Source organism: Brevibacillus sp. AG (assembly GCF_028369215.1).
Classification (GTDB): Bacteria; Bacillota; Bacilli; order Brevibacillales; family Brevibacillaceae; genus Brevibacillus; species Brevibacillus porteri.
In genome coordinates this window covers 125,422-151,173 of sequence record NZ_JAQMYO010000001.1, presented here as the reverse complement: position 1 = coordinate 151,173, position 25,752 = coordinate 125,422, and the positions used below count along the sequence as shown (strand labels likewise).

The 25,752-nt window shown below is 47.7% G+C and carries 10 protein-coding genes and 2 tRNA genes; 1 reads left to right on the top strand and 11 read right to left on the bottom strand.

Annotated elements, in window-relative coordinates:
* Position 1: 1 nt before the first annotated feature.
* The 7 genes from edeJ to edeP all read right to left on the bottom strand — a co-directional run bounded on the left by edeJ (position 2) and on the right by edeP (position 23,595).
* Positions 2-2,689, bottom strand: a complete 2,688-nt coding sequence (gene edeJ, locus POF51_RS00585; protein ID WP_069844800.1) for an edeine non-ribosomal peptide synthetase EdeJ — start codon at positions 2,687-2,689, stop codon at positions 2-4.
* Positions 2,690-2,719: 30 nt separating this feature from the next.
* Positions 2,720-6,703, bottom strand: a complete 3,984-nt coding sequence (edeK, locus tag POF51_RS00580) for an edeine non-ribosomal peptide synthetase EdeK (RefSeq protein ID WP_271753219.1) — start codon at positions 6,701-6,703, stop codon at positions 2,720-2,722.
* A 33-nt stretch (positions 6,704-6,736) separates the two neighbouring features.
* The gene (gene edeL, locus POF51_RS00575) at positions 6,737-10,027 is read right to left on the bottom strand and encodes an edeine non-ribosomal peptide synthetase EdeL (RefSeq protein ID WP_069844798.1); all 3,291 of its coding nucleotides are present in this window, start codon (positions 10,025-10,027) and stop codon (positions 6,737-6,739) included.
* Between the two features lie 17 nt (positions 10,028-10,044).
* A complete protein-coding gene (locus POF51_RS00570; protein WP_017249072.1) occupies positions 10,045-11,208 on the bottom strand; it encodes a pyridoxal phosphate-dependent aminotransferase in 1,164 nt (387 codons plus the stop codon).
* Between the two features lie 15 nt (positions 11,209-11,223).
* The gene (gene edeN / locus POF51_RS00565; RefSeq protein WP_271754157.1) at positions 11,224-17,739 is read right to left on the bottom strand and encodes an edeine non-ribosomal peptide synthetase EdeN; all 6,516 of its coding nucleotides are present in this window, start codon (positions 17,737-17,739) and stop codon (positions 11,224-11,226) included.
* Positions 17,740-17,763: 24 nt separating this feature from the next.
* Entirely contained in the window at positions 17,764-19,011 is a 1,248-nt protein-coding gene (locus POF51_RS00560) for a lysine 2,3-aminomutase (RefSeq protein ID WP_017249074.1), read from the bottom strand.
* A 78-nt stretch (positions 19,012-19,089) separates the two neighbouring features.
* Positions 19,090-23,595: an edeine non-ribosomal peptide synthetase EdeP gene (gene edeP / locus POF51_RS00555; protein WP_271753209.1), complete on the bottom strand. Its 4,506-nt coding sequence runs from the start codon at positions 23,593-23,595 to the stop codon at positions 19,090-19,092.
* A 300-nt stretch (positions 23,596-23,895) separates the two neighbouring features.
* Between edeP and edeQ the strand changes: the two genes are divergently transcribed.
* A complete protein-coding gene (gene edeQ / locus POF51_RS00550; protein ID WP_069844795.1) occupies positions 23,896-24,333 on the top strand; it encodes an edeine self-resistance N-acetyltransferase EdeQ in 438 nt (145 codons plus the stop codon).
* Between the two features lie 159 nt (positions 24,334-24,492).
* On the opposite strand, the gene POF51_RS00545 is transcribed toward edeQ, so the two are convergent.
* The 4 genes from POF51_RS00545 to POF51_RS00530 all read right to left on the bottom strand — a co-directional run bounded on the left by POF51_RS00545 (position 24,493) and on the right by POF51_RS00530 (position 25,746).
* Positions 24,493-24,574 (bottom strand) — tRNA-Leu (locus POF51_RS00545).
* 44 nt (positions 24,575-24,618) lie between these two features.
* Positions 24,619-24,703: transfer RNA gene (locus POF51_RS00540), tRNA-Tyr, on the bottom strand.
* 92 nt (positions 24,704-24,795) lie between these two features.
* Positions 24,796-25,113 carry a hypothetical protein gene (locus tag POF51_RS00535; protein ID WP_069844794.1) on the bottom strand — a complete coding sequence of 106 codons (318 nt, stop codon included), beginning with the start codon at positions 25,111-25,113 and terminating at the stop codon, positions 24,796-24,798.
* A 66-nt stretch (positions 25,114-25,179) separates the two neighbouring features.
* Positions 25,180-25,746: a thioredoxin family protein gene (locus POF51_RS00530; protein ID WP_069844793.1), complete on the bottom strand. Its 567-nt coding sequence runs from the start codon at positions 25,744-25,746 to the stop codon at positions 25,180-25,182.
* Positions 25,747-25,752 lie beyond the last annotated feature (6 nt).

The following is a 25,752-nucleotide window of genomic DNA, read 5'->3' as shown; positions in this document are numbered from 1 at the left end:
CCTATTTCCCCTTCCTTTTGTCGATCAGTTCGGCACCCTTGTCTACGGAGAGAACTCCCTCCTTGACCTCCCTCAGCAATTCCAAAAGAGATTCATCATCATCGCCTTGATCTTCCATTGATGCAAACTGATCCTGTTTTCTTTGTTCGAGAAAATCCACAAACATAGCAATCGTATAGTAGGAAAACAAATGTGCGACGCTAATCCCGCTATCCACTTGTTTTACAATTTGCGCATGCATTTTGAGCAACAGCAGGGAATTCCCTCCCAGCTGGAAAAAGCTGTCGTGTACCCCCACTTTTTCGATTCCCAAGATTTCTTTCCAGATGGTAACCAGCTGTTCTTCGTTCTCATTTCGTGGGGCTACATATTCAGCATCGGACGCCTGTTGTTCATCCACTTCTGGCAGTAGCTTGCGATTGATCTTGCCCCCTGCTGTCAACGGCATTTTTTCAATGCTGACAAAAAAGGAAGGGATCATGTGATCGGGAAGCCGTTCGCTGAGATAACCACGCAAGTCACTTGCGGTCAATTCCTGAGCATTCGGTACGTAGTAAGCGCACAATCGAGCCTTCTCTTCTTGAAATAGCACGGCACACTCTTTTACTAGCGGGTGGGACAATAAAACCTCATCAATCTCGCCAAGTTCAATTCGGTGCCCGCGTACTTTTACTTGATGATCGATGCGACCGCAGAACTTGATATTGCCATTCGGCAGATAACGCCCAAGGTCGCCTGTCCGGTAAAGCTTCTGATAACCAATTTCCGGATAAGGGTTGTCAACAAAGCTGGCTGCTGTTTTCTCAGGATCGTGCAAGTAACCGTGTCCCAAGCACAAGCCTGTTATATAAATCTCCCCTTGATGTCCCGCCGGAACTAGTTTGCGATTTGAATCCAGCAGCAGAATTTTCGTATTGGCTATCGGCTTTCCGATCGGTATCGGTCCCTGATGGGTATGGTCGATCTCAAAGTAGATGACACCAATAGACGTCTCCGTCGGACCGTACAGATTCGTAATACGAACGTGGGGAAACCGCTGAAGAAACAGATGCACGGTGTGAGCCGTAATTTCCTCTCCCCCCAAGATCAGGTGGCGAATCGAAGAAAGTGAATCGTGTATGTCCAGCCGTGTTTCCATTTGATCCACCAGCAGGTTGAAGACCGACGGCACAAAGTCGGTAATCGTAATCTGATAGGTTGAAATGGCGTGCAACACTTGATCGAGCGTCATCTCAAATTCAGGAATCGGCAATACCGTACGGCCACCATGCAAGAGCGGCCAAAAAAGTTGCCAGACCGAACTGTCGTAGTGATGGAGAGTCGTCTGGAAAATGGCGTCCTGTTCCGTACAACCGTAGTGTTCATCCATCCAGCGAAACCGATTGAAAATACCGATATGAGGAACGACAGCACCTTTTGGTTTGCCGGTGGAACCAGATGTATAGATCACATAAATCGGGTCGTCCACATCGACCTGGACATTTAAGTCCCCTTCTTCCCGGAATTCATCCGCATCGACGATTACAGCACGTGTCAATTGTACGAATGACGGTTCCTGACGTATTTCTGGCCCGATCAGCGTCACCGGACAATCCAATTCATCCAGTAGCTGCTTTTTCCGTTCGTTCGGACTCTGCACGTCTAGCGGGACAAATGCCGCACCTGTTTTCATCACGGCTAGCAGGGAAATGACCAAATTCAAGCTACGATTCATCAAGACCGGAACATAGCTTCCTTTTCCAATGCCGCTGTCCTTCAACATGTGTGCTAGGCAATTGGCTTTCCCATTAAGTTGAGCATAGGTAAGGGTTTTGTTGCCAAACACAGCTGCTGTTAGGTGAGGAGTACGCGCTGCCTGTTCTTCAATCAGTTGATGAATCGGCTTTGGAGCAGAATGAGGAACATCTGTTTGATTGCGGGTATACAACAGATCAGTCCGCTCTGCTTCTGTCAACATATCGATTGTGCGAACCAACCGCTTGGGATCGGCGACCACTTCACGAAGAATTTGTAGATAATGGCTGATCATGCGTTCGATGACAGCCTCTTGGAACTGCTCGCCCGCATACCGTACGCGACCTGTGATTCCATCTTCTGTTTGCTTCAATGCAAACACCACTTGCAGGGACAGGCCTTCCAAAGCAGCAATATCTTGCATGTTTTCTAGTACGAAAGCAGTATCTGTCAGTGTCATCAGATCGGTGTCGGATAGATCAAGCCATTGCATCATTTGCGAAAACGGATAGTTCTGATGCTCAATTGCCTCTTTGACCAGCTGCTTACCCTCTTTCGCCACTTCTGCAAAAGTAGCTTCTTGATGCATCCGTACACGCAGCGGCAGTACCCGATTCCAAGCATTAGGGGGAAGCGGATTCTGAAAGACGGGCGTGAGAATGATCATGTCGTCTGTCTGCTTATACCGATTCAGCATGATTTGAAACGTCGACAGAAGGAACAGGTAGAGCTTCATCGGATGATGATCGCAATGGGCCGCAACGGCAGCGTTCAAATCATCTGGAAATACAAAAGATATTTCTTTTGTCTCCTCCCCATCGCCCTCCTTCTCCGTCCCTTCGGTTGGAAGGAGGGAGAGCGTCCACTCCCCCTGTAGCTTCTCGCGCCAGTAGTGCTCCTCCCGGCTAAATTTTCGACTGGTTAGCAGAATGTTTTGCGAAATAGTAGTCTCCATATGCCCTCCCCCTCTTACTCACCGCTTGCTCTAAAATTCAAAATCCCAATCGACGCCCTGTGCTTGAATAAGGGCTACCTCACGGGTCAATTCAAAGTCATGCAGGAGGCGCTCGGGATCTTCCATCACCTGCTGCAACAAGCTTTTGAAGTCATTCACAAACTGTTCCATCGTTTCTCTTCTAAACAGGTCACTGCGGTAATCCAGCTTACATGTAAGTCTGTCAAAAACAGGATAAGCCGACAGATGAAGGTCAAGCTTAGCCGTGTTGTTTTGCAGTGGATAGTTTTTGACGATCATGTCCTCAAGCTCCAGCTCCCCTTCCGGATTGTCCATGTTTTGCAGGACGAAGATCGTATCAAAAAGGGGCTGACGACCTGTATTTGGCTCAAGACCAAGAGTCTGGACAAATAGATCAATCGGGTAATCCGCTTGTTCAAAAGAGGCTAGCGTATGCTCACGGACCTCTGCAAGAAACTCGCGATACGTTTTCTCGCCTTTTGGATAATTACGTAGGGGAATGGTGTTGATAAACATTCCGATTACTTCATCAAACTCTGCAAATTTACGCCCAGCTACTGGAGTTCCGACAACAACATCCTCTTGGCCGCTGTATTTGGCAAGCAACATGTTGTAAACCGACAACAGCACCATGTAAAGTGTCGCATGTTCCTGTGCTGCCAGGTCCTGCAACCGCTGCTTCTCCTCTGCCGATATCTCGAACTCAATCGTCTCACCAGGAAACGTAATAGATTCTGGCCTTTCGTAATCAGTCGGAATCGATAGAAGTGGAGCCGGGCTGGTAAACAAGTCTGCCCAATAGTCAGCTTGAAGCTCCCCTGACTCGAGTGCAGATTCTTGCCAAACAGCAAACTCTTTTTGCTGAACTTCCAATGCAGGAAGCGTCACGCCGGCATAGAGACGAACAAAGTCCTCTACAAGAATGTCCATAGATACACCGTCTGAAACGATATGGTGCATGTCGAACAACAAGAGATGCTTTTCCGGTGCAATCCTGATTAGCCCTGCACGCAGCAAGGGCGCTTGACGCAAATCGAATGGCCGTACAAACGTTGCCAGGTTGGCCTCCAACTGCTCTGCACTTGCTTCGCTCACTTCCAGACGGAAGACTAGCGAAGCATGTACAATTTGAACCACTTGCCCATCTATATAATCAAACGAGGTACGAAGAGATTCATGGCGGTCAATCAATCCTTGAAAAGCATGTTCTACCTTCTCACGGCTCAAATCACCCTCGATGAAGCGGGCAGCCGTAATGTGAAGACTTGTGTCAGCCGGATTCAACTGCTGAAGAATAAAGAACTTACGCTGGGCAGCCGTAACAGGATAGTACGATCTGGCTTCGACCGGGAAGCGTCTTTTCATAATCGTCTTGTCTGCTCCATCAATCACTTTGCCAAGATCCTGAATAGTTGGGTGATTAAACATGGTTCGCAGTGGTAGCTGTACCCCAAACTGCTGTGCAACCTGCGTAGCCACGGCGTTGATTTTTAACGAGTGCCCCCCTAGAGCGAAGAAATTGTCCCGGGCGCTGATTGTTTTTGGATCGAGCTGTAGCACATGCGCCCAGATTTGGGTGAGTGCTTTTTCCGTCTCGGTTGTAGCTGACACAAAAATAGATGTGTCTATCCGATCCTGTATGCCAGGCATCGGTAAAGCGCCTCTGTCCACTTTTCCGTTAGGGGTAAGTGGCAATACGTTTTGTTTTACATAGTGCATCGGCACCATGTATTCCGGAAGTACAGTAAACAGATAATCACGCACATCTCGGGCGGAAAATTCCTCCAGGGGAACGACATAGGCACATAAGTACTTTGCACCCGTGCCCTCTGAAAGTGCCAATACCACTGCATCCTTGACCGCAGGATGTCTGCGCATAACCTGTTCAATCTCACTCAATTCGATTCGGTAACCCCGAATCTTGACTTGATTGTCCATTCTCCCGAAGTACTCAATATATCCGTCCTCCGTGATCCGGCCTACATCACCCGTTCGGTAGAGAACATGATAGTCAGGGTCTTCTACCCAACTGGCATACGGATTTGCTAGAAAAACTTTTTGCGTCCGTTCCTCATCTCTGTAGTAGCCGTATCCAACCCCCGGACCGGCCACACCTATTTCACCTTTTACGCCACGCGGGCAGATACACTGATTTTGATCGAGTATGTAAATATGAGTGTTCTGGATCGGTATGCCGATGGGAACCACAATCTGCTGATCGCTCGGCATTTCCCTGATAATGTGGTGGGTAATATCATCGGATGCTTCCGTTGGCCCGTACATATTCACCAATGGAATTTCCGAATAGCAGGCAAACCAGCGCCGTACCAGAGGAGCAGGCAACTCCTCTCCTGTCACTGCCATCCACCGCAGATCAGGGAAGCTACGTTCGGAGTCGGGCCATTCTTGAACGAGATCGAGCAGCACAGAGAGCAGAGATGGTACTACTTCCGCTACGGTGACGCGGTTGGAACGCAGTATGCTATGAAGGGCCTGCGTATCCATTACCGTCTCTGTATCGACCACTTGCACAGAGCCACCCACCAGCAGAACAGCCAAATATTGCCAAACAGAAATATCGAAGCAAAGGGAAGCCGTTTGTGCGACAAGATCATCCTCGCAAAGGGATAGGTCGTTGATTTTAGCGAAAATGTGGTTAATCATTCCACGATGGTGCACCATAACACCTTTCGGTTGTCCAGTCGTGCCCGATGTGAAGATGATGTAAGCCAAGTCTGTTCCCGCACTTTCCCGATCGATGTCCTCTCCCGAAAGTGATTCTACTGATTCATCGGATTGACCAAAGACATAGAGATACTTCAGCTCAGGTGAGGATGCTTGAATCGACTCCAGTCCATTTAGCAAGTCGGGCTGAGTTATCAACCCTGCAATCTCGCTCTTCTGCACGATGTACAAGATCCGATGCTGCGGATAGTCTGGGTCAATTGGTATGTAGGCTCCACCCGCTTTGAACACCGCGAGTATCGCAACAAGCGTATCCACGTTGCGCTTCATATAGATACCGATTTTCGTGCCAGGTCGTAATCCTTGCTGGATAAAATGGCGCGCGAGTCGATTGGATCGCTCGTTTAATTCCTGATAGGTTAAGGTTGTTTTTCCGTCTGTCACCGCTTTGCGATGAGGAGTTTTTTTTACTTGCTCCTCAAAGAGTCGATCAAAGCTCTTATCGCGCGGAAAATCAACCCGGTTGTCGTTGAATGAAAGAACTAACTCCCGAACCTCTTCCTCAGATAAGCACGCTATCTCAGCGATCTTCTGATTCGGTTGCGTTACGATAACGTGATAGATACGAACTAAATGCTCCATCATCCGTTCCATCATAGGTAGTTGGTATCTTTGCCCCACGTAACGCACGAGTAATTCGAGCGAGTTTCCCTTTTTAGAAAAGAGGAATTGCAACTCGCTCGAAACCTGTTCCAGGCTGTCCTGATCATGAAGGACGTCCAATAAGCAAGTCGCCTCAAAAAACGGTGTGCTGTTCCCCTGCTGCGGTACTTGCAGTTCCTCGATCAACCGCAAGATTGGGTAGTTCTGATGTTCCACAGCGACCTTTAAGATCTGCCGAACTTCTTGCAGCAGCTCCTTGATGCTCCATTCCGGGAGTACCTGATGACGCAAGGGCAGTACCTTGTTCAAAAACTCACCCGGCTCTGTTTGACGGAAGATAGCCGTTCCAACGCATATGTCCTGATGTCCCGTATATTTGGACAACAAGATGCCAAATCCACTCAGCAAAGCCATGAACAAACGCTGATCCGAGCCATTGCTCAAATGAATCAGTGCCTTGCTCAGCTCGTCCGGAAACACGATAGTCAGCTCACGAAGTTCAGACTGACGCTGAAACGAGGCCCGAGAGTCTGTTGGAAGGTCGAGTGAATGAAACTCTCGAGAGAGGTTCTCCATCCAATAGTCTTTTTCGCGATCAAACTGCCCACTGGCCAGCAAGATGTTTTGTGCAGTTATCGTTGTCAAGCCAATCCCTCTTTTCTGTCCGTCATGTATTTCTTAAAAAGCAAAGTCATCGTCGTCCACTTGTCCCTGTGCTACTTGTACTACTCCATGACCGATCTGAAGTTGTCCGATGGTTCGGTTCGGGTGGGCTACCATTTGCTCCAGAAGAATGACAAAGTCTTGAGCCATCTTCTCGATTGTTCTTTTGTGATACAAGTTCGTGTTATATTGCCAGTGCATGCATATGTGATCCTCAGCCTTAACCACTTCCAAAGCCAAATCGAGCATGGCGGCTTTGCGTCTGAACTCGTATGGAGCAAACTCGATTTGATCGAGATGGACCTTTTGCTGCTCTGCTGCATGATGCAGGGTCAGCATGGCGTCAAACAACGGGTTCCTTGCTGGATCGCGAGACAATTGAATCTGGCTTACGAGTTGATCGAATGGATAGTCTCCATGCTCAAAACCGCTTAGCACGTTTTGGCGTACCTGCCCGATATACTCTTGGACGGTCAATTCTTTCTTCGGCCTGTTTCGCAAGGCCAAGGTGTTAACAAACATTCCGACAACAGGGGCAAACTCCGCACGTTGTCTACCATCCATGTCGCAGCCGATGACGATGTCTTCCTGATTGCTATATTTGGATAACAAAACAGAATAGACGGCCAAAAGAAGCATGTACAGCGTCGTAGAACTCTGACGAGTGAACGAGTCGAGTTTTTCCAACCACTCTCCAGACAGCTCTGTCAGCAACTCGTCTCCATCAAATGTCATGGTTTGGGGGCGAGGATAATCGGTCGGGATTGTCAACGGTTGCGGCTGCCCGGAAAATGCATCCAACCAGTAGGCTTCATGCTCAGCCCAACCAATCTCGGCAGCTTGTTCTGTTTGCCACCAAGCGAATTCCTTGGCCTGTACCGACAATTCCGGCAACACCTGTCCTTGGTAAAGGGTACAAAACTCTTCAAGCAAGATGGACTTCGATATGCCATCTGAAATGATATGGTGCATGTCGAAAATCAACAGATGCTCCTCTGATGAAACCTCAATGACACCGATACGAAGCAAAGGGGCTTGCTTTAAATCGAATGGCCGGAAAAAGCGTTCGATTGTCTTTTCCACAGCTTCCTCGTCTGCTTTCCATGTCTCGATCTGTACAAACAGGTCACTGTGTACTTTTTGTTTCACCTGACCTTCAATTAAATGAAACGAGGTGCGCAGCGCCTCATGTCGTGCGACGAGTTGATCCGCAACGACTTGAAGACGCCCTGAATCAAGGGAACCGTTGATCCGCATAACTCCCGGTGTATGATAGCTGGTAGCATCTTCTTCCAACTGCCACAACAGATACAGCCGCTCTTGTGCGCGCGTGACAGGGTAATATTCCTGATCAGAGAGCATGACGATCGGTTTTTGCTCCATCTCTTGGAGATTGCCTGTGAGCCTTGTCGCCAAACCACGAATCGTCGGGGCATCAAACAAGTCGCGCATGGAAAGCTTCACTTGAAAGTCACTTTCAATCCGGGATAAAAGCTGAATGGCCTTCAGCGAATGTCCACCCTGTCCGACAAAATGATCAAGTACACCAGGAGATGGAATCTGTAAAACATCCGACCACAACTCAGCCAGCTTTTGTTCGATAGGATTTGCCGGAGGCACGTAATCACTACTGACGCCGGGCTTTACCGCAGGCAAAGCTTTACGATCAATCTTTCCATGCGGGGTAAGCGGCATCTCGGACAGTTCCATAAAGTAACTCGGGATCATATATCCGGGGAGCCACTCTAGCAGGTGCGTACGAAGCCCATCTGGCTGAACACCATCCTTTTGCCCTACATAGTAGCAAGCTAGTTCGGTCATGCCCATTTGATCAGTTATAGCCAATACAGCTACCTGATTCACAGCAGGATGCTGAAGGACAGCGCGTTCCACTTCTTTCAGTTCCACACGATAGCCGCGCACTTGAACCTGATCGTCCATACGCCCTAGATATTCAAATACGCCCGTTTCGCTGAGTAATCCGACATCTCCCGTACGGTAAAGGCGCTCGCCGGTAATGGGATGATTCGTAAAAGCTTTCTCGGTCAACTCAGGCTTACCCAAATATCCGTCGGTGATGCCAATGCCTCCGATACAAATCTCGCCCTTGACATCTGGGGGACAAATTTCCCCCGTCTGTCCAAGGATGAACATATGAGTATTGGCAATGGGAACACCAATAGGGATTCGGAGTGTTTCTTCAGCGGGCTGCTCTGTGCAAAGATAGACGGAAGCGTATATCGCTGATTCTGTCATCCCGTAAATATTGGCGATTCGCGCGATACGGAACAGACGATTCCATTCGCCAACCAGATTAGCCGTCAGTGCTTCTCCTCCATTAAAGACCCACTTCAAATGGGGCAACGGATCCGGTTCATTACGAGAATGCACATGAGCCAGAAACACATTCATCATCGCTGGAACGAACTGGGTGACTGTAATGCGTTGCTCTTGCAGCCAGTCATACAACGCTCCCGGATCTTTCCCGTCTTCCTCGTTCAAAATAGACAGCTTTGATCCAACCATCAGCGGCCAAAACAATTCCCACACCGAATCCGTAAAAGAAATCGAGGTTTTTTGGGCAACTACGTCTGTCTCGCTTAGCGGAAATGTCTCCTCTAGCCAAAACAACGTATTCAGGACCTGTTTGTGCGTAATCATGACGCCCTTCGGTGCACCGGTCGAACCAGATGTGTAGATGACGTAAGCAACATCATCCTCTGAACCTGCCGGGGCTATCGCCTCATCCTTTTGACCGCGAATATCGAGCGCTGTATAGACCTTGTATCCTTCGCGCTGGAAGGAAGTCTCGTCCAAACAAATGATCGTTTCGATGCTGTCAGGTAGATCGGGTATGATCTCATCGAGATAAATGGATTCTGTTACAAGCACCTTGCAGCGACTATCCTGCAAAAGATACCGAATTCTAGCTCGGGGATAATGCGGATCAACCGGGACGTATCCCCCACCTGCTTGGAGGATTGCAAGAACTGCCGCTACCATACGGGAGCTCCTGTCTGCGAGTATTCCTACGAGTTGCGAAGGAACTACACCCGCATCTTTTAGGATACGGGCTAGCTGGTTTGCTTCCGCGTGTAGTTCTGCGTATGTTCTTTCTCGATCCGCCTCTATCACAGCGACTCTATCAGGCGTTTTTTCCGCTTGCCGGGCGAACAGTTCAGCGATTGTTACTTTGTTGCGATACGGTTTGTCTGTCTGATTGACTCGGGTTAACAAGTTCGCTTCATCATCAGTGAGCAGGTTAAACTCGTTCAGATCCAGATCGAGTTGCATACGTCCATTCATTGCGACTCTTCCCCTTTTTAGGTGGTGGTGAAAAAATCCCGCAAACGATTAATTCCCTCGTTATACTTAGCGGCAGAGTATGAGAGGCGCAGTGTGTTCGGGATACCAAAGTCAGAACCCGGTACGGTTGCCACATGTGTAGCTTCGAAAATTTGCGTAGCCAACTCAAGCGAGGTGCTGATACCTTTTCTCTTCATAAATGCTTCGCAATCAAGCGTGAAGTAGAAGCTGCCTCTCGCTGGCAGAGCACGGACATCTGCTACATTTTGGAAAGCATCGATCGTGTAGTCCCGACGACCTTTGTACAGTTGGACCAAATGATCAACCTCATGCTGGTAATCAAGCGCAGCCATTGCTCCGAACTGTACGACTGGGTCAGCTGTGAGCAGTGTGTGGTGCTGAATGACCGTCAGTGGCTGTACCAGCTCATCTGGTACGATCGCATATCCGACACGTCTGCTATACATCCGATATGCTTTGGAAAACGCATCGGTTGTGATGAACGTAGACTTGGTATTTTTCAGCTGCATCACGGATTCGCACTCGTCATCGAAGTAGGTATTCGCATAAATTTCGTCATTGATAATAGCCGCACGACCGTCTACGATGCTGTCGATCGTATACAATTCGTCTTTTGTAAGAATATTTCCCAACGGGTTTCCTGGCGTGTTGATCACGACCACTTTCGTCTTGTCTGTAAAATTCTCTTTAAACGACTCCACATCAAGTCTCAATGTATCCATATCAATTTTGTAGTAACGAACTTTCGCTCCGACTAGCAGCGCGCAGAAATGGTAAAGCGAGTAGTACGGAAGTGGCAACAACACTTCATCGCCCTCTTTAAGCAGGAGGTAGAACAGGTTACGGAAGAGTGTGCTGGTACCGACACTGATCACGAAATTCTCCGGTTTGATTGACACATCGTATTTTGTTTTATAGTGGGTCGCGAGCTTATCTTTCAGTTCTGGCAGCCCACCTGGATACACGAGCGAATATTTTTCAAAGCTGTTCAATGCCTGTTGCATGGAATTGATAATTTCGGGATGCAGCGGCATTTCTGACTTCCCAAGAGTCATGCGGATTGCTTCTCCACCGTTTCTCTCAAGCTCATTTGCCATCTGGTCCAGTACAAACATCAAAAAGCGCTCGTCGTGAAAATTAATAGAGGATCTGATTTCCATATTTTCCTACCCCTTTTACTTTATTTTGGATTTTTCTGCTAACATTTTTAGGATTTTCACATAGCGATCCGAAAGCGATTCAACATATGCCGTCTGAAGCATAGATGGATCATAGGTAAAAACGACATGGATACCTTTCGAAGTTTCTGCTACCTGAAGAACTAACGGACTTCCAGCCATTTCTGGCTCAACTGAACGTTTGACTTCACGTTTCCAAGTAGCTGACTTAGCTTTGAACGGAATCGTCTGGTTGACAAAAAGTGTCGGCCATTCCATATGCGTCGTCGCTTGCCAGTGCTCTGACGGATACAACGCGAGCGTTTGCATTCGGGCACGTACTTGCTTCGTTTGATCCAATAATTGTGAAAACGAACTGATCGTCTGCATGTCGACGGTGAGTGGTACGATGTTGTCAAAGTTGCCTAGCGTTTGTTCCAGCACATCTTGCGTCCGATTCGTTGTCACTACCCCAAGCGTCAAACTCGGCAATTGGGTGACCTGTCGAAGCAACAGCAGATAGGAGGCAAGCAAGATATCTCCCAGCTCTTGATTGGCATGAGTAGCTACATGCAGCAAATCAGCGTGACCTATCGGGTCGATAGACTGCTCGACTTGTCGCGTCGCTACCCCACCCGCACCAAATGGTTGAGCAGAATGTGGATTTGCTGCTGTCAACCACTCGTGACGCTGGGCCTCGAGATGCCCGTAATAAAGCATTTTTTTCTGCCAAACAGCGAATGCTTCGTAGCGAGGCTGTTCTTCCACAGTCGGCTCATGCCCTTCTGCAATCGACTGATACAGAGCCTCCCATTCTTCCAGGAGAAGTCCGAGACCTCGCCAATCACTAAAGGAGCTGTGAAGACTTCCAATCAATCGATAGCGATCAGTAGCCAGCTTTATCAGTTCAAAACGAGCCAAACTTCCTGCTTTGTCCTTAAACGGCCTCTTTTGCTCGGCAGCCAATCGTTCTCGCAACCATATCGTTGCCTCTGCCTCGCTTTTCTCCTGTAAATCACATAACGCAAGCGGAATCGGTTCGGAAAAGCCTTGGGGCGATAGCAGAGGAAAACGTCGCACAAGAGTTTGCCATGCTTGCTGCATATACGACAGTTCGATTCTGCTTCGAAGCTCGATGTCAAAACATCTGACAGCCACAATCCCATCTTCTTGTTCCTGCTTGAGCAAACGTTCCTGAACGAAGGAATAGATGGGCGTTGTTTCCGAATGAAACTCGCCTAGAATCGGCTTAGGTCTTTCTGCAGCTGATTTCCCGTCGGTTAAAAGTAGGTAGGGGGCATCTGTCAGTTGCAGAATACTTCCTGCCCGGTCTGCAAAAGAAACGGGAATGCCGCATGCTATCAAGGTGTCGATCCGTTCGATCAGGTTCGCTACCCGATCCTCGATTTGGTAAACGCCAGAACCACTTTTCATGAGCTCGCGTTGTTCTTGTGTGTGCTCCATTCGAGGCTCGACTAACTGGATGCTGCTCTCTCTCGCTTTGCCAAGTGTGATAATACTGGCTTGCGATTGCCGATCCAGATATTTCTCGTGAACACGGTAGCCCATAAACGTATAGAACGACAGTGCCTTTTCAGCATCTGAAGTAAGCAACCGGACAGCAGATCGCTGATCGCTGCTTTGCCATTTGTCATGCGTCATGTTCTCGCTCTCTACAAGTTCAATCAAGCCAACTGATTCCAGAAAGAGAAAGGCAACGAGTCTATGATTGAAAAGTACCGCTGGCTTTGGAGCGCTGACCAAATCGTATTTGAAGCCAAAATCAACTAACTTTTTCAAAAAATGATCAATATTGGAAACAGAAAAGCATAGATGGTACGGACCCGTCCCCTTCTCTTCCAACAAACGAACACAAGGTGACGTTTCATCGACAGGCGCGATTAGCTCGATTGGCACACAGCCCGGTTTCATGCACATCGAGAGATACACGTTTTGTTCTGGATCATGCAGGGAATCGCTTGCATCAAATCCAAGAGTGCCATACATGATCTGAGCCGGACCCAGTTCTGGAACTGCAACTCCGACATGATGAAGGCGGTTCATCACGCCCTCTTTTTCTGTTTGGTGATATTCGATCTCAACATCATCCAATCGCTGTTTCGGATGCTTCAGAAGCGCTGTGAGTACACGCAAATAGTTGTCCGCGAAGCCTTCCATTGTCTCCGCTTTGAACAACTGGGTATCGTATTCCAGCACGCACCTGAATTGATCAGCAAGCGGTGTAATATCCAGCTTAAAGTCAAGCTTCGACGTCTTCGATTCATGCGGAACCTCTTCAAATTGCGCGTCGCCCACTGTAAACTGCACTTCTTGCTCCCGCTGGTTATGGAAGATCAGCATCGTATCAAACAATGGATTTTGCGTTTGCTGGATGCCTGCGGCGCTACGAGCAACGATCTCTTCAAACGGATACTCCTGATGTTCGTAGGCCAGTAGCAGACTGCGCTGAACCTCTTGTACAAAATCGGTATACACAAGATCGGCACGAGGACGATTGCGTATCGGAAGGAAGTTGATAAAGACACCGACGATTCGCTCCAAATCGGGATGGTTTCGTCCAGCTACGAGTGAACCGACAACGAAATCTTCCTGAGACGTGTATTTCATCAACAACACGTAATAAGCTGACATCAAAACAGCATGGACAGTCACTTCGTTCTGCTTGGCAAATGCATGCAAATCACCGTACGTAGAATCAGTAAGGAAGAACGTATGGTGATCCCCCTGGAATGTCTTAACAGAAGGACGCGGGAAATCAAGCGGAAAAGACATGATCGGGACTCGGTCGCTGAAAGCATCCACCCAATATTTTTCCTGCTGATTCCACTGATCGCTCCCCCGCTTCTGCCACTGCCAGTCTGCGTAGTCCTTGTACTGAATTGGCAATGCAGGCAGCTCTTCACCCACATACAATCTAGCGAAGTCTTCCATTAACACATTCAGTGAAATGCCATCCAAAATAATATGATGAGAGTTGAACAGCAGATAATGCTGAGTGTCTGTGACCTCGACTAGGCAAACCTGAAGGAGAGGTGCTTTCGTCAAATCAAAAGATTGCCGGAAGTCTTCCATCAGTTCGTCCAATGTCTTGCCGTCGCTATGAATGGTTTTGATCTCAAATGGCACATTGTCGCTAATGTACTGATACACTTCTCCATCCTGTACCGCAAACGAAGTACGGAATGCTTCATGCCTTTGGATGATTTCCGTAAACACACTTCTCACTCGACTTACATCCAGATGACCGTTCACCGCGATTACACCCGACATGTTGTAACTGGTGCTTTCCCCTTCTATCCCATGCATCACGAAAATTCGTTTTTGTGAAGAAGAAGCCCTGTATCTCTCGGCTTTACTTACCCGATCAATCGGCGCGTAGGATATCGGCTGTCTACCCCTGATGCGATCAGCTAATTGTCGAATGGTCGGGTTCTGGAATACATCCTTGATCGTGATGTCTGTTTTACTCTCTTTTTGCAATCTGGTCACGAGTTGAGCGGCCTTCAGCGAGTGGCCTCCTAGCGAGAAAAAATGATCGTGCACACTTAGTTTTTCGACTGCCAAAAGTTCTCGCCATATTTGTGCCAATTGCTGCTCAAGTTCATCTGCCGGAGCCTCTTCCTTTCCCGTGCGATACTGCGTGTAATCCAGACGTTGCAAGGCAGTCTTGTCTACTTTTCCACTCTGCGTCCGAGGCAACGCATCAAGATGGACAAAAAAGGCAGGTAGCATGTAGTCAGGCAGATAAGTCAGCACCGCTTCTCGCAGAACGTGTTCCTCAATCGGATGCATCGCAACCAGACATGCAACCAAATAAGGATCACGTTTTGACTCCTGAATGGCCACTACCGCTGCTTCCCGGACACCAGGCTGACGGCGCAGGACAGCTTCAATTTCCTCCAACTCAACGCGGTTGCCACGAATCTTGATCTGAAAATCCTTACGACCAAAATATTGCAGATGCCCTTCATCCGTCCAGCAGGCCAAGTCTCCTGTACGATAAAGCCTGCCAAACGGGGTCAGGATATAGGACGCTTTGGTTCTTTCCTCATCAGCGATGTAACCTTCCGTTACTCCCATCCCGCCTACGTACATTTCCCCTATTACCCCTTTGGGCAACAGATGAAAATCTTGGTCCAGAAGAAAGACACGAACGTTGTAACTCGGATGTCCAATCGGAAGCGGGTTTTCAAAAGGCCCTTGTCGCGGTACACAATACCCAGATGCTGAGATACTATTTTCCGTTGGTCCATACAAGTTGTACATCTGCGCTTGAGGTAGCAAGGCTGCATGTCGTTCTACTAACGAAGAAGACAACATCTCTCCTGTACACAGCACTTTTTGAATCGAATTCATCGAGCCATCAGCCACGTGGTCAAGCAAAGCGTGATACATCGTAGGGACGACGAGTATCACGTTTGCCTGTTGGCTCTCGATGGCAGCAGCGAGCTTTTGCGGAGACTTGTTTTCATGTCGCTGCAACAAGCAAAGGGTACCGCCGCTGATCAGTGTGCAGAAAATCTCGACAACCGATGCGTCAAAAGTCAACGTGGCGATCTGCAACGTTCTCGTCTGCTCTCCGAACCCGACAAACTCAATGTGCCACCAAAGAGCGTTGATTAATTGATCATGCTTTACACGCACACCTTTTGGTGTACCTGTCGAACCAGAAGTAAAGATGGCATACGCAGTACTCGAAGGTACCGTTTTTCGCTGTGGTGTTTGAATTAACTCCTGCGCCCAGCATGCTGGTTCATCCAGACGAAACACCCTTGTTTGCAAATCAGCGACGAGTTCCAGATAGCTACCCTCTGTCACAATCAGACTAGGCTGAATCTGGTTTACGATCTGTTCGATTCGCGCTTTCGGCAAGTCTGGATCAAGCGGGACATAGTAACACCCAGTTTTGAGGATAGCTAGCAGTGCAGTAATCATTTCAGGGGAACGATCACACATGATAACTATCGGTCGACCTACATCTGTCACCTCCTTTTGCAGAGCCCAAGACAGGCGATTGGCTTGCTCTTGTAACTCCTTGTAGGTCACAGTCTGCTTTCCTTGTACAAGCGCAACTGCATCCGGTGTTTTTTCTGCCGCTTGATCAATCAACTCGTGCACACAGTAGTTACTCGGAACTGGCACGACCTTCATCTGTTCCTCGATCATCTCGTGCCGCTCATGATCACTGAGCAAGGTAAGATCACGAATCTCTTGATCCGGATCAGCCGCAATCTGCTCGAGAAGGCTCAGATAGTGAAGCGCCAGGCGCTCGATTTCCTTCGCTTGAAACTTCCATGCCTGGTAGTTGACATGGACTGTCCATTCATCACCTGGTGATACTTCCAGCACCATTGGATAATCGGTTGTTTCATGTGAAGTGATATTCTCCAGCTCGAAGTCAAGTTCCAATCCGGCCAGCGTCTTGTCGATCGGATAGTTTTGGAAAACGAACAAACTGTGCGCCAAAGGGGTTTGTGCGTCCATCTCTGAGCAGTTTTTCAACTCAACTGCTGGCACGTACAAATGCGGGGCCATCTGGTGCTGTTCTTCCATCATGACACCCAGTAGATCTTTGACTGTTGTCGTTTCTGTCCGTTTGACCCGGAGCGGATACGTCTTGATGAAGAGGCCGACGATTTCCTCTACTCCGGTGAGATGGGCAGGACGTCCGGCGTACGCCACTTCAAAAAGGGCATCCCGCGTATCGCTGTATTTTTGCAACAAAATACCCCATGCGGCTTGCAACAGTGTGCTGATTGTCACACGGTAACGCTTGGATGTTTCCTCCAATGTCTCCGTAAGCGTTTGACTGAGCCGACGATGATAAGAAGAATACCGCGGCTCTTCGTTACGATCCCGCATATAGGGAAGCGGTGTAGGAGAGCTAATTCCTTGTAAGGAATCTTTCCAATACGATAACGATTGTTCTTTCGATGCTTCTTTGAGGAAACGCAGATACTCCTTGTATTTCGCCTTCTGTTTGATCGCAGGGGACAGCCCCGAGCACAATTGTCCATATGCTGTAAATATCTCTCTTAGGAGAATGCCGGAACTCCATCCGTCCATGAGTATGTGATGAAATGACCATATGACTTCATAACGATACAACTCCATCCTTACTACTTGAATGCGAATGGTATTGCCCAACTCAAGCGTGAAGGGTGTTTGCTTGTCCTGTGACAACAAGACAGACAGTTTTCTTTCCCGCGCTCCAGATGGTAACTCGCACCAATCGAAATAAGGAATCTCCAATGTCTTTTGCTTGAGAATCAGCTGGACAGGGGCTTGAAGCCCCTCCCAGCGAAAAACCGTACGAAGCATTTCATTGGCCTCAAACGCCATCGTAACAGCCTGCGTAAACAAATCCAGCTGAAACTTGCCACGAAGGGTTAGCCGATGCTGTTCGAAATACAAATTGGAATCCTTTTGGAGTCGGTAGTAAAACAGCATGCCCTCCTGCGTTGGACTTAACGGCAAAATGTCAGCTATATTGTTTTTGTCGATCTTGTTCATCACAATTTTTCTCTCCTGACTCCCTTACCGAACAGCTTCACTCGGCAGGTTTTCCACGATCTCCCCATCTGCATCCACGTACGGCAAACCATTGTGTTTGAACACATGGTCGAGACAATACATCTCTCCCTGCTTGTAGTCCAAAATCATCAGGTCTTCTGAACGGGTTGGGATTAATTCCTTCAACCGCTCTGGAAGATAGTCTGGTCCGACCGCTTGATGCCATTTCAAAACAATTTTTTCAGGACGCTCAGCTGTCGGATAAAAACCACAAATCTCTAATTTTCCAAAGTCGTGTGAAGTAAGGAGTACCCCTTTTTTCTCCAAGCCACCCAGATTGCGTTTGGACTCGGCCACATTCCGGAACGCCTCGTCCAGTGGAATGGCATACTGCTCGACTCCCCTGACTGGCATAAACACTGTCAAATAATACGAAATGATTCGATTATCGAGAAACTTGCGTTGCAAGTCGATCAAGGTTTCGACAGAATCGTTTACTCCGCGAATAATGGCAGGCTGTCCGCGAATCTGTACACCGACAGATAGCAGCGCTTGTGTTGCTTGGATCGAAACGTCGCTAATTTCCCCGGGATGGTTGAACTGGGAAATCACACTTACCTGCTTGCCGGGTGTCTGTCTAACTTGGTCAAAAAACGCAAGCAGCTCTCCATCAAGAAAACGAGCCGGATCATAGGCCAAAGCCTTGGTTGCAAAACGAACGAGTCGAATACTCTTCACACTTAAAAGAGTGCTAATCAGCTTGATTAAGTCAGAGCTTTTACGGAAGGAAGCTGGATCTCCGCCAGTAAAGAGGACATTATCGATGTACGGATGAGCTTCCAAATACTGCACTGCCCTTTCTGCTTTTTCCATAATATTGGTATATCCAATATCCTCATGGCGGATTTCGTTCACTTTATAGCAGAACTGGCAGTTGGCAATACAAAAGTCGTCGATGTGAAGCAACAATGTCTTTTTGTACTTGTGTTGCAGGAAAGCTGTTTCATCCTGACGGTACGACTTGTTGCCATACGGATCAAAGCGCCCTTTATAGGGTTTCTCTCCCGGTGGCGGAAGCACGATATTGATCATCTGGGTACGATAAGGCTCTGATTGACTCGCAATCAACTCGGCATAATAGCGAGTCACCTTAAATGGCATATAAGACTGCTCCAGTAATGCACCGCGTTCTTCCTTCTCTGCTTCTGTAAAGCCGACAATTGTTGCGAACTCCTCAAATCCTTTTTTTCCCATTAATACCTTAACACTCAATGTAATCCCTCCCGTTCATTCATAAACACTCGTCATCTTTGCTTTCTCGAACACTTGGTCAACCATGTGATTCGCTTGTTAACCAAACAGCAAATCCAGTTCTTTTTGTGTCAATTCCACATCTTCGAAATCCGATGGAGTAAATTCTGGGACGTCCTGACGGCAACAATGATCTATGAGCTGCTCTAATTCATCGAAAAACAACTCGAGTAACTTCTCCATGGTCTCCTCTCGATACTTTCGCAAGCTGTACGTAACAGAAACCTGGAGTTCTCCTTGTCGAACGAGAGCAGCCACGTCAAGCAGTGCTGTCAAATGATTACCCACCCCGGCATCAACAGCCAAGTTTCCTCCCATGAGAACCAGATCATCACTCAGTTGATTATCAACGGTTCCCAGATAATTGAATCGAACCTGGGACTTTTCCTCTGCCGTGAGCAGATGAGGCTTTAGCCAACCAAACCCAAGCCCCCCCATCGGAATCTGACGCAATTTCTCCTTAACTGCTTTTAGGTGATCAGTCCGATTGGATGGATTCGTTTCGAAAAGAACAGGATACATGCTGGTAAACCATCCTACTGTTCTGGTTACGTTCATCGTATGAATAGCAGACTCACGCCCATGCGACTCCATTACCAGCAAGAGACGCTCCCTTTCAAACACATCACACAATGTCCGGGTAAGTGCTGCAACCAATAGGTCTTGGGGACCTGTGTTGAACATTCGGTTGGCCGTTGTCAACAGTCGCGACGTTATCTCGGCTGAAAGTGTGCGTGTAGATGTAGCGCTGTATTCTACCAAGTCTTCGCCAAAATCGTAATCCGTAGGAAGTTTGTCTTCCGGGATGGAAAACATGTCCCAATATGCTTTTTCTTTGATTGCCTGATCCGACTGGTAAAAGGCGGCGACTTCCTTTATCCAAGCTTGCATCGAATGTGTTTTATCCGGCAAGACGATCGGCTCATTCCGTTTAAGACTGGACAAGGCACTCATCAAATCTTCCAGGAGAATCCTCCAGGAGACACCGTCCACAACAAGATGATGGGCCGTCAGAAACAATCGCTGAGGTCGATCGGGACCTAATTCAAAGAGACAACCGGTAAACAGCAAAGATTCTTCCAGCTTGAAGCTCACAGCGCAAGCTCCCATCGCCTCAAGCATGTTACTCTCCTGTTCTTCCTGCGTTAAGGAAGCAAGGTCGACGCAAGTCACTGACACTCGGCTGGTAAGGTGGCTCTCATTGTAAAAGAGCTTCCCCTCTTTTGCAGAGTAATTGAGTCGCAAACAATCGTGATGGTTAACCAGTGCAGATAGACTCGCTTCAAACTCCTCCAGCGTTACTTTTTCTTTGCTTTCAAGGAGCAACGACTGGTTCCAATGATCAGCATTGCGGAACTGTTGTGACAGAAACCAAGAAACGATGGGAGATGACGGCAACTCGCCAGTACACGGCTCTTGTGAGATCTGTTCCACTCCCCAGCTCCAGTCACTTCTCGCTTTTAGTTCTGTAATCGTGTCATAAATCAAGATGTCTCTCACCGGAATCTTGATTCCTCGCTGATGCAATCGATAGGAAACCTGAATCGCCTTGATCGAATCCCCCCCTAGTTGGGAAAACGGATCATGTAGACCAAATGGTGAACGACCAAGCACGTCCTCATACACTTCTACCAATAGCTTGTCAAACTCGTCACGAGGACTGGTTTCATCCTCCGCACCTTTTCGCTCCATGACAGGTTCGGGAAGCTGTTTTCGATCTACCTTGCCATTTGAGGTCAGCGGAAACTGTTCAAGCTGCACGATTTGCGACGGGATCATGTAGGCGGGCAATCGACTTGCCAGTTCTTCACGGAGCTCTTTTTCCCGAAAAGATGCTTCCGTGATCAAATAAGCACAAAGGTACTTACGCCCCCACGTATCCATGCGATCGATCACCACTGCCTCACGCACAGAAGAATGACCAAGTAGCTGCTGTTCAATTTCACCCAATTCAATGCGGTAACCATGAATCTTCACCTGATAGTCAGCCCGTCCCAGATACTCCATGACTCCATTTTGCCGATAGCGGACCAGATCGCCCGTCTTGTACATCACTTTTCCTGGCGAAAACGGATCGGGTAGGAAACGCTCTTGCGTCAATTCCTCGCGGTTAAGATACCCCCGTGCCACACTATCTCCCGAGATGAAAAGCTCTCCTGTCGATCCGATCGGAATTGGCTTCCCATATGAATCCAAAATGTAGAGCTGCACGTTACTGATCGGATGTCCAATCGGTACAGATCCCTCGACATCGATCTCTGGATCGTATTGATAGATCATGCACCCGACTACTGTCTCGGTAGGGCCATACTCATTGAGAATTTCGATTTGTCCGTTCCATTTCGCATGAATCGCCTCAGCCAAACTCACCTTCAAGTCCTCGCCGCCCACAATCACTCTCTTTACTGTAGTAGAAGGCAAAGCGATTTCTTGTAGCAAAAACAGATGGGCAGGTGTCAGCTTTACGACATGGGAGCGTCCATCGCTAAAGATGCGCGATAACACAAACTCTGAATCAGAGTTCGGATAGATAACCATCCGATTTCCCTTTACCAACGGGCAAAAAATGGACGTAACCGTCAAATCAAATGCCAGTGAGGAATAAAAAGCAAACGCTTCTTCAGGACAGGAGAGATAACGGTCTTTTGCCCACGAAATATAGTTGACTAACCCTCGATGAGAAACCATGACCCCCTTCGGATTTCCGGTAGAGCCTGAGGTATAAATGACATAGGCCAAATCCTCTGGCTGATTAACCGCTTCTAGGATTGCCCCATCATTTAGATACAGGGACGAATCACCAAGCTCCAGGATTTCTTTGGACCACGAAATAACGTCTGTTCGCGAGGTGTGACGAAGCAACAGGTCCGCTCCAGAATCCGACAGCAGGTATTCGATGCGCTGAGAAGGGAGTTGAGGGTCAATCGGAAGGTACGCCCCGCCAGCTTTTAGCACTGCCAACAGCCCGATGATCATCTCTGGCGAATGATCTGCCAGAAGCGCAACAATAACGCCAGGGCCAACTCCTCGGTTACGCAACGACTGAGAGAGTCGATTTACTTGATCATGCAGTTCCTGGAATGTCAGCATGCGCCCCTCTGACTCTAATGCAACTCCCTGTGGCGAGCGTTTAACTTGCTCTTCAAACAACTGGACAACCGTCTTCTCGCTGGAATAGGAAGCAGCTGTATCGTTCCACGTTTTGAGCTGTAGTGCCAACTCTTCGTCAGCAAGGAAGTTCAGATTGGACAGTGGTACTTCTGGATTCGCGATCATTTGATTGAGCAGCCTTACGAGATGATCCGCTATTCGATCAACATCATTTTCCGTGTACTCGGCGATCTTATAATCCATTTCCAGCGTCAATCGTTCATCTGTAGCCCATTCCCTGATAATTACTTGGAGCGAATACAACTGGTGACCGTTGTAAAACTCCTCATTCGTCACGGGATACCCACCAATGGTGAAGGGCAGCTGCGTGCTGTAATAATTTACACAAATCTGAAACAGGCTGTCATAGCCATGTTTCTTCAATTCCAATTCTTGAGCCAGCAAATCGTACGGATATTTCTGATGAAAAAAACAGGAAGTCAATTCCCTGTTGACATGTTTAACGTAATCGAAGGCATCCATTTCCATCGGAACTGCCAGACGAAATGGCATAGTGCTGGTGAACATCCCGAATATTTTGCGCTCCACTTTGCTTGAGCGATTCAACAGCGGCGTACCAATCACGATCTCTTCTTGCCTCGTACAACGCTGAAGGTAAAGACTGACGAGAGCCACAAACAAGGAATTTAGCGAGCATTTCATCTGGTCTGCAAATTGGCGTATTCTTGTCGAATCTTCACGGTTGAATGCATAGACTTTGCGCTTGCCCTCGGTCGTATCTGTTGCCTTTGCTAATGTCGTGATCACAGGCAAGCTCTGAAACTTGTCCCGCCAATATCGCTTGTCCTTTACAAATCTCTCAGACTGAGAATAGGCATGCTCCCTGTCGACAAAAGCTTGATAAGCGTGTTCATCTCCTACATGAACGGTACCGCCTGCTAACAACGTGTCATAATAGTGAGCAATTTGTTCTGTCATAATGGAGATGGACCAACCATCAGCAATCAAATGGTGAAACTTTACAAAATATCCCGCTTCTTCGTCACTCAGTTGAATCAGACAAAAGTAGAATAGAGGCTCCTGTCCGATCGAAAATGGTTTTGCAAACAAAGCTTGCAGGAATTGTCTGCACCGATCAGGGGCATTCGGTTCTTGTCTGAAATCAAATACCTGCAATGGCTGCGGTTCGTACTCTCCAACAAACTGAAGGACTGTCTCTTCTTCCTGATAGTTGAGTCGCAAAGCATCGTTCTTTTGAATGAACAGGTGAATGGCCGCTTCAAGTACATCCAGTTTCACTTTTCCTTGAACCCGCACCATCCCCCCTAACGTATGAACAGGAAGCTGTGGATGTAATTTTTCCGTATACCAGATACGCTTTTGTGGATGACTTAAAGGATATCCGCCATTCCATTGCTTCTTATCCTGATGCAATGCATTTCCCCCCTTTCGGAATTGTGCAGATGTAATCACAATTCGAATATGGCAAAAAATCTAATTGATTACAAATACTTCCATCCCAACTATATCGATGACTCTTCTATAGTGTCAAATGAATTTTCCATTAAATGTTATTTCTGAAAATTAGATGAATTCCATCTCTTTTTTCCTTTTTCTAGCGCTGCATAGAATGGAAAAAATTTTGTGCACGCTATTGATTTTGGCTGTCTTTTCACGTAGGATAAAATGTAATATATTGGCAAAAACACCCCCTGGAAGGATGAATGTGATTAGATGTCTGTGACACTTCGTGAAGTAACCCTGGAAAACTGGGAAGAGTGTATTGAACTGGAACCTACTCCTGAACAGAGTGAGTTTGTTGCCCCGAACCTCTACTCCATAGCCGAAGCAAAGTTTCAAACTACATTTGTCCCTTTGGCCATATACCATGAGGACACGATGGTTGGCTTTGTCATGTATGGGCTTGACCCCGACGATGGAAACTACTGGATTTACAGACTCTTAGTTGATGCCAACTATCAACGCCAAGGCTACGGACGTGCTGCGATTTCGCAAGTCATTGATATACTGAAAGCAAAAGATGATTGTCAAAAAATTGTCATTGGTTATGCTCCAGCCAATGTCGCAGCCGAAAACCTTTACGCTTCACTCGGATTTCAAAAAAATGGCATGGTTCTGTTTGGCGAGACGATTGCAGAATTGAACTTTTAAGCCAGCTATTTTCGTTCCCCAAAAACGAAACAGCGGCGACCTAAGACCTAAAAATCAAGTCTTAGACTCGCCGCTGTTTGAAGTGTTTTCCGTATATGAAAAAAGCACACCTTCCATGTGTCTGTAAACATCATGGTTAGTGTGCATTCGTTTTTAATATGGTGCCGGTGAAGGGACTTGAACCCCCACGGTTTCCCTCACGATTTTGAGTCGCGCGCGTCTGCCATTCCGCCACACCGGCATGTAAAACTATGAAAAAATAGCACATCATCAATAGAAAATCAATGGTGGGGAGAGACGGATTCGAACCGCCGAACCCGGAGGGAGCAGATTTACAGTCTGCCGTGTTTAGCCACTTCACTATCTCCCCACAATATGTGCTGTCTTTCTTCTGCGTCTACTTTCTTCAACCAGAAGCGACATTTATTAATTTACCATGAACTTTGTTTGAGGTCAATATATTTATTTGGATTGACTCTCTTTTTTCGCCAAAATCTCCTGTGCCCACTCGTGGAAGACACGCAGTGCCTCGTCTACTTCTTGAAATATTGCTTCTCCCTCACAGGAGTATTCCGGGAAGTCAAGTATGCGGTTTTTACGAATCTTCACTTGCTCTTCTTCGCATTTTATCTCCAAGAAGTAGGGAACGGCTTCATCTATCCCATAGCTGTTTTCTAAAAACTCGTAGGTACGTACCCACTCCAGAATTCGAACTTCCGATGCCTTTAAACGAAGCACCTGTTCCAAGGACATAATGGTTTCATTCCCGTAGTAATGCATGTTATTCAGCCCTTCTGCATGAAAATGGACGGAGCCGTGACTCCGCCCTGTTATTGATGTGATAGATTAGATCGAGGAAAGCAGCTCTCTCAGTTCTTTGACAATCACTTGCTGGTAGCCAGTACCTTCTCCATATTGCTCGAGCATTTCGGCACGTGCCACTTTGATCTTGTCTTCATAATCTGAGGCGTTTCGATCCGGGTTTTGCTGTTTAAACGCCGTCATGACAGCTTGGACATGCTTCGGTCTCGGTCCCCATTTTGCCAGAACATGTCCGCCTGTGTCCGCGAAAATAACAACAGGGATCGCCCGACCACCCATCGTGAGAAACTCATCCATGAGATCGAGGTGTTCTTCCATCACCATAATTTCCACGGGCATGTCTGTTTCTTTCAAAGCATGCAAGACGACTGGCAAGTTGCGAACGACGTCGCCACACCAGTCCGCAGCCAAAATCAAGCATCTGAGGTCATCACGATGCTGGAGCGAAGCAAAAAACGCACGGTCTTGTTCATCCTCCCATGAAAATGCATCCGACCAATTTTGGTATGTATCCTGATTTTTTGTCATGCTTTCCACAAACGCCTGTGGCTTGAGCCCCGTACGTAATTTATGTGCTACGTTTGCCCCCATCTTTTC

Coding starts and splice junctions, on each gene's coding strand:
- edeJ (WP_069844800.1), bottom strand. CDS start 2,689: ATGGAGACTACTATTTCGCAAAACATTCTGCTAACCAGTCGAAAATTT.
- edeL (WP_069844798.1), bottom strand. CDS start 10,027: ATGAATGGACGTATGCAACTCGATCTGGATCTGAACGAGTTTAACCTG.
- POF51_RS00570 (WP_017249072.1), bottom strand. CDS start 11,208: ATGGAAATCAGATCCTCTATTAATTTTCACGACGAGCGCTTTTTGATG.
- edeN (WP_271754157.1), bottom strand. CDS start 17,739: ATGAACAAGATCGACAAAAACAATATAGCTGACATTTTGCCGTTAAGT.
- edeQ (WP_069844795.1), top strand. CDS start 23,896: ATGTCTGTGACACTTCGTGAAGTAACCCTGGAAAACTGGGAAGAGTGT.
- POF51_RS00535 (WP_069844794.1), bottom strand. CDS start 25,113: ATGCATTACTACGGGAATGAAACCATTATGTCCTTGGAACAGGTGCTT.
- POF51_RS00530 (WP_069844793.1), bottom strand. CDS start 25,746: ATGGGGGCAAACGTAGCACATAAATTACGTACGGGGCTCAAGCCACAG.